This is a genomic window from Kineococcus glutinatus (genome assembly GCF_039542765.1).
Lineage (GTDB): Bacteria > Actinomycetota > Actinomycetes > Actinomycetales > Kineococcaceae > Kineococcus_A > Kineococcus_A glutinatus.
In genome coordinates, this window is sequence record NZ_BAABIL010000124.1 from 1 (window position 1) to 5,899 (window position 5,899).

At 75.3% G+C, this 5,899-nt stretch carries 5 protein-coding genes; 2 read left to right on the top strand and 3 right to left on the bottom strand.

Translation table 11 applies throughout. The annotated features are described in order from the left end of the window. Positions 1 to 1,681: S9 family peptidase (locus ABEB16_RS05660; RefSeq protein ID WP_345711292.1), on the top strand; the 1,681-nt coding region annotated here is incomplete at its 5' end. A 139-nt stretch (positions 1,682 to 1,820) separates the two neighbouring features. On the opposite strand, the gene ABEB16_RS05665 is transcribed toward ABEB16_RS05660, so the two are convergent. Further along, on the bottom strand, positions 1,821 to 2,717 hold the full coding sequence (locus ABEB16_RS05665) for an SDR family oxidoreductase (protein ID WP_345711293.1): 897 nt from the start codon (positions 2,715 to 2,717) through the stop codon (positions 1,821 to 1,823). 199 nt (positions 2,718 to 2,916) lie between these two features. Between ABEB16_RS05665 and ABEB16_RS05670 the strand changes: the two genes are divergently transcribed. Further along, the gene (locus ABEB16_RS05670; protein WP_345711294.1) at positions 2,917 to 3,912 is read left to right on the top strand and encodes an arabinan endo-1,5-alpha-L-arabinosidase; all 996 of its coding nucleotides are present in this window, start codon (positions 2,917 to 2,919) and stop codon (positions 3,910 to 3,912) included. A gap of 71 nt (positions 3,913 to 3,983) precedes the next feature. Here the strand turns inward: ABEB16_RS05670 and ABEB16_RS05675 are convergent, their stop codons facing one another. Beyond that, entirely contained in the window at positions 3,984 to 4,685 is a 702-nt protein-coding gene (locus ABEB16_RS05675) for a response regulator (RefSeq protein WP_345711295.1), read from the bottom strand. 25 nt (positions 4,686 to 4,710) lie between these two features. Further along, positions 4,711 to 5,899, bottom strand: a 1,189-nt coding sequence (locus ABEB16_RS05680; protein WP_345711296.1) for a sensor histidine kinase, incomplete at its 5' end; no start/stop codon positions are given.

The window sequence follows — 5,899 nt, forward strand, 5'->3', positions numbered from 1 at the left end:
CACCGCCCGGGACGCCGACCGGCTCGTGCTGTCCGCACCGACCCTGCCCGGGGCGAGCGCCGTCGCCGCCGACGGCCCCGGCTCGGCCGCCGAGCGGCGCAAGGCCCGCGCCGACGCCAAGGTCAGCGCCGTCCTGCACGCCGGCTACCCGGTGCGGTTCTGGGACCACGACCTCGGCCCGGAGCAGATCCGCTGCTTCGGCGCCGCGCTCGGGAACGCCGACGCCCGCGGCCGCCTCGTGCTGCGCGACCTCACCCCCGTGCCCGGCCGGGCGCTGGACCACGCCGACGCCGTGCTCACCCCCGACGGCGGGACCCTCGTGACGACCTGGCAGGTGCCCGAGCGGCGCGGTTCGCAGCGCTCCGCCCTCGTCGCGATCGACACCGCCACCGGCGAGCGGCGGGTGCTGGCCGACGCGGGCGAGGGCGGCGACGACCTGCTCGGCCCGGCCGTCTCCCCGGACGGCACCCGGGTGGCGGCGGTGCTGGAGACCCGCAGCACCCCGCAGCGGGCGCCCCGGATGCGGGTCGTGGTGCTGCCGCTGGACGGCTCGGCCCCGGTCGCGGAGGTGGCCGTCGGCTGGGACCTGTGGGGCGCGGCGCCGCGCTGGTCGCCGGACTCGACCGCGCTGTTCGTCACCGCCGACGAGCGGGGCGCGGCCCCGGTGTTCCGCGTCGACGTCGCCACGGGTGCCGTGCGGCGGCTCACCGGCGACCGCGGCGCCTACTCCGACCTGCAGGTGGCACCGGACGGGCGGTGGCTCTACGCGGTGCGCTCGGCGGTGGACGCCCCGCCCGCGGTGGTGCGCCTGGACGCGGCGGCGCAGGACCAGCAGCCGGTGCTCCTCCCGGGCCCCGCCGCCGCGCCGGACCTGCCCGGCACGCTCACCGAGGTGGAGGCCACCGCCGCCGACGGCACGGGCCTGCGCTCCTGGCTGGTGCTGCCCGAGGGCGCCTCGGCCGAGGACCCCGCGCCGCTGCTGCTGTGGATCCACGGCGGTCCGCTGGGCTCGTGGAACTCCTGGTCGTGGCGGTGGAACCCGTGGCTGGCCGCCGCCCGCGGCTACGCCGTGCTGCTGCCGGACCCGCGGCTGTCCACCGGCTACGGGCAGGAGTTCGTGGACCGCGGCTGGGGGGCGTGGGGCGCCGAGCCGTACACCGACCTCATGACCCTCACCGACGCCGCCGAGGCCCGCGAGGACGTCGACGCCGGCCGCACCGCGTGCATGGGTGGTTCCTTCGGCGGTTACATGGCCAACTGGGTGGCCGGGCACACCGACCGGTTCCGCGCGATCGTCACCCACGCCGGCCTGTGGGCGCTGGACCAGTTCGGGCCCACCACGGACGCCGCGTACTACTGGTCGCGGGAGATGACCGCGCAGATGGCCGCCGCCAACGACCCCAGCGCCCACGCCGACGCCATCACCACGCCGGTGCTCGTCGTCCACGGCGACGAGGACTACCGGGTGCCGGTGGGGGAGGGGCTGCGGCTGTGGTGGGACCTCGTCTCCCGCTGGGACGGGCCGCCGGAGGACCTGCCGCACCGGTTCCTGCTGTTCCCCGACGAGAACCACTGGGTGCTGGCGCCCCAGCACGCGAAGCTCTGGTACGAGACGGTGTTCGCGTTCCTCGCCACCCACGTGCACGGGGAGGAGTTCCGGGTCCCGGAGCTGCTGCGCTGACGCCCCCGGGCCGCCCTTCTCCGGGTTTCGGCGCTCCCGAGGCGGGCCCGGGCCGCCCTTCTCCGGGTTTCGGCGCTCCCGAGGCGGGCCCGGGCCGCCGAAACCCGGAGAAGGGCGCGGAGGGCGCCCGCGGGGCGGGTCAGGCCAGCGGCTTGCCGCCGGTCACGCCGAGCACCTCGGCGGTGACGTAGCTGGACTCCTGCGAGGCGAAGAACACGAACGCCGGTGCCAGCTCCGCCGGCTGCCCCGCGCGGCCCATCGGCACGTCCTTGCCGAAGGACCCCACCTTGTCCTCCGGCATGGTGGCCGGGATGAGCGGCGTCCAGATCGGGCCGGGCGCCACCGAGTTCACCCGGATGCCCTTCTCCACCAGCATCTGCCCCAGGCCCTTCGTGAAGTTCACGATGCCGGCCTTCGTCGTGGCGTAGTCCAGCAGCGGCGGGGACGGCTGATAGGCCTGGATGGAGGAGGTGTTGATGATGCTGGCGCCCTCCCGCATGTGCGGGACCGCCTTCTTGCACAGCCAGAACATCGCGTAGAGGTTCGTCTTGAGGACGCGGTCGAACTGCTCGGTGGTGATGTCCTCGATGCCGCCGGGCTGCGCCATCTGGTAGGCGGCGTTGTTGACGAGGACGTCGATGCGGCCGAACTCGGCCACGGCGCGGTCGACCACCTGCTGGCAGGCGTCCTCCTCGCGCAGGTCGACGGGCACGGCGACGCCCTTGCGGCCGGCCTCCTCGACGTGGCGGATCGTGGTCCGCGCGTCCTCCTCCTCGGAGGGGAGGTAGGCGATGAGCACGTCGGCGCCCTCGCGGGCGAAGGCGATGGCCACGGCCCGGCCGATGCCGGAGTCGCCGCCGGTGATGATCGTCTTCTTGCCCTCCAGGCGCCCGCTGCCCCGGTAGGACTCCTCGCCGTGGTCGGGCTCGTCGCCCATCTCGCCGGTGCGGCCGGGGTGGGGGATCTGCTCGCCCTCGGCGTCGGGCTGCGCGTGCTGCTGGGTGGGGTCCTGCTGGGTCGTCTGGTCCTCGGCCATGCTCTGGTCCTCCGCTGCTGTCCTTCGGGTGCTGTCCCGCCGGGGCTCGACGTGATCAGCCCCTACCCGCGGCGACCCCGCCCATGCGCGGAGGCCGGCGGAACCGCGCGGGGCACCTCTTGCAACGTTGTACACGGCGGGGCAGGATCGCCGCGGCGTCCCGAGCGGGACGCCGCCACCACTCGACGAGGAGCTGTGGATGACCTTCCGCGCCACCCGTGCCGCCCGCCCCGCCCGCCGCGCGCGGGGCCTGCTGGCCGCCCTCGCGGCCGCCGCCCTGGTCGCCGCGAACCCCGGTGCCGCCTCCGCCTACGCCGGTCCCGGCGTCGTCGCGGGCGACGTGGCCGCGCACGACCCCTCGATGGTGCGCGCCGCCGACGGCCGCTACTACCTCTACTCCACGCACGACCTCGTCGAGGTGCGCACCTCGACCGACCGCACGAACTTCACCCGCGCCGGTTCGGCGTTCACCAAGGCGCTGACGTGGACGTCGGCGTACGGGACGACGACCGACGTGTGGGCGCCCGACGTGTCCTATCGCGGCGGGAAGTACCTCATGTACTACTCCGTCTCGTCGTTCGGCTCGAACAACTCCGCCATCGGCCTGGCCACCAGCACCACCGGGGCCCCGGGCAGCTGGACGGACCAGGGCCGGGTGTACTCCTCCACGACGAGCAGCGACTACAACGCCATCGACCCCAACCTCGTCGTCGACGCCTCGGGGAAGTGGTGGCTGACGTTCGGCTCGTTCTGGTCGGGCATCAAGATGATCCAGATCGACCCCTCGACCGGCAAGCAGCTCGCGGGCAACACCACCCGCTACAGCCTCGCCACCCGCCCCAGCCCCGGCGCGGTCGAGGCGCCGTTCATCCACCAGGCGGGCGGCTGGTACTACCTGTTCGCGTCCTTCGACTCCTGCTGCCAGGGCGCGAGCAGCACGTACAAGACCGTCGTGGGCCGGTCGAAGACCATCACCGGCCCCTACCTCGACGCCGGCGGCAAGGACATGCGCTCCGGTGGCGGCACCGTCGTCAACGCCACGCAGGGCAGCGTGCACGGCCCCGGCGGGCAGTCGGTGCTGCGCGACGCCGACGGCGACCTGCTCGTCTACCACTACTACACCGACTCGGGCGCGACCCGCCTCGGGATCAACCGCCTCGCCTACGACGCCGGCGGCTGGCCGTACCTGGCCTGAGCCGGCACCTGCCGGTACCCGCCGTCGCCCCGCCCGCAGCCGGACCGGCCGCGGGCGGGGCGACGGCGTCCTCAGCCCTGGGTGTCGGTGAGCAGCCCCGCCTCGTGGGCGACGATCGCGACCTGCACCCGGTTCGTCGCGCCGAGCTTCGTCAGCAGCCGGGACACGTGCGTCTTGACGGTCGCCTCGCTCATGTACAGCTCCCGGCCGATGTCGGCGTTGGACAGCCCCCGCCCCACCGCGGCGAGCACCTCCGTCTCCCGCTCGGTGAGGGAGCGCAGCCGCTCCTGCGCGCGGTGGCGGCGCGGGCTGACGGCGTCGGCGGCGAAGTGCCCCACCAGGCGGCGCGTCACCGTCGGCGACAGCATCGCCTCGCCCGCGGCGACCACGCGCACCGCGGCGACGAGCTCGCGCGGCGGGGTGTCCTTGAGGAGGAAACCCATCGCGCCGGCCTGCAGCGCCTGGAAGACGTACTCGTCGAGGTCGAACGTCGTCAGCATCACCACCGCCGGCGCGCCCGGCCGGCCGGTGATCTGCCCCGCCGCGGTCAGCCCGTCCACCCCGGGCATCCGCACGTCCATCAGCACCACGTCGGGGCGGTGCGCGGCGACCGCCTCCACCGCCTCCGAGCCGTTGCTGGCCTCGCCCACGACCTCCATGTCCTCCGCGCTGGACAGGATCATCCGCAGCCCGGCGCGCACCAGGGCGTCGTCGTCCACCAGGAGCAGGCGGGTGGGGCGCGCGGGGGCGCCGGGGGTGCTCGTCTCGCTCATCGGTTCCTCTCGCGGGGCCCGGGGCTCACTCGTCCCCGGGTGCTGGTCGCAGCGGCGTGCTGATCCTGGCATCCGGCGGGGTCCACGTGGGCGCGTCGTGCGGCCCGGTCGCGTCCGGGTGCGGCGACGGCCACGGCAGCCGCGCCCGCACCGCGAAACCCCCGTCGGCCTCGGGGCCGCTGAGCAGGGTGCCGTCGGCGATGCCCACCCGCTCCGACAGGCCCACCAGCCCCGAACCGCTGCCCGGCAGCAGCGGCGCCCCACCGGCGGGCCGGCCGTTGACGACCTCCACGCACAGGAAGCCGCCCGGTCGCCCGCTGAGGGTGACGACGGCCTGCGCGGACCGCGCGTGCTTGTGCACGTTCGTCAGGGCCTCCTGCACGATGCGGTACACCGTGCGCCCGAGCTCGGCGGGGACCTGGGTGTGCAGGCTCACCTCGCTGCGCAGCTCCACCCCCACCCCGGCCGCGCGGGAGTCCGCCACCAGCCGCTGCACGTCGACGAGCGTGGGCTGGGGGGCGAGCTCGGCGGCCCCGGCGGCGGAGCCGGCGGGGGATTCGGTGCGCAGCACCCCGAGGACGCGGCGCAGGTCCTCCAGCGCCGAGCGGGCGGTGGCGCGGATCGTGGCGGCGGTCGCCTCGACGTGCTCGGAGCCCACGTCGGGGCGCACCTCCAGGCCGCCGGCGTGCAGGGCGACGAGGGAGATGCGGTGCGCCAGCACGTCGTGCATCTCCCGCGCGATGCGGGTGCGCTCGGCCAGCCGGGCCTGGTCGGCGCGCAGCGACTGCTCCGCCTCGGCCCGCTCGGCCCGCTCGCGCAGGCTGGAGACGAGGGCGCGGCGGGCACCGATGTAGGCGCCGAGGGACACGAAGAGGCCCACGAGCAGCGGCGTGAAGACCAGCGACTCGACACCCGACGTGTCCTGGTGGCGCCAGAGGTTGACCACCAGCGCCAGGGCCCCGACGACGCTGAACACCGCGAGGTTGCGGTCGCGGCGGTGCACCGCGAGGGTCATGAGGGCCAGCAGCAGCGCGGTGTCGGCGAACCCGACGACGGTGAGCAGGGCCGTGACCACGGTGACCCGCACGGGGAAGCGCCGCCGCCACCACAGGGCCGCGGCCGCCACCACCCCGGCGGCGCCGGCGAGCACCGCCCACACGTCCGTGGCCGAGGCGTCGACGAAGCCGAGGTCGGCGGTGGTGCCGCAGAGGGCG

Coding starts and splice junctions, on each gene's coding strand:
- ABEB16_RS05670 (WP_345711294.1), top strand. CDS start 2,917: ATGACCTTCCGCGCCACCCGTGCCGCCCGCCCCGCCCGCCGCGCGCGG.
- ABEB16_RS05675 (WP_345711295.1), bottom strand. CDS start 4,685: ATGAGCGAGACGAGCACCCCCGGCGCCCCCGCGCGCCCCACCCGCCTG.
- ABEB16_RS05665 (WP_345711293.1), bottom strand. CDS start 2,717: ATGGCCGAGGACCAGACGACCCAGCAGGACCCCACCCAGCAGCACGCG.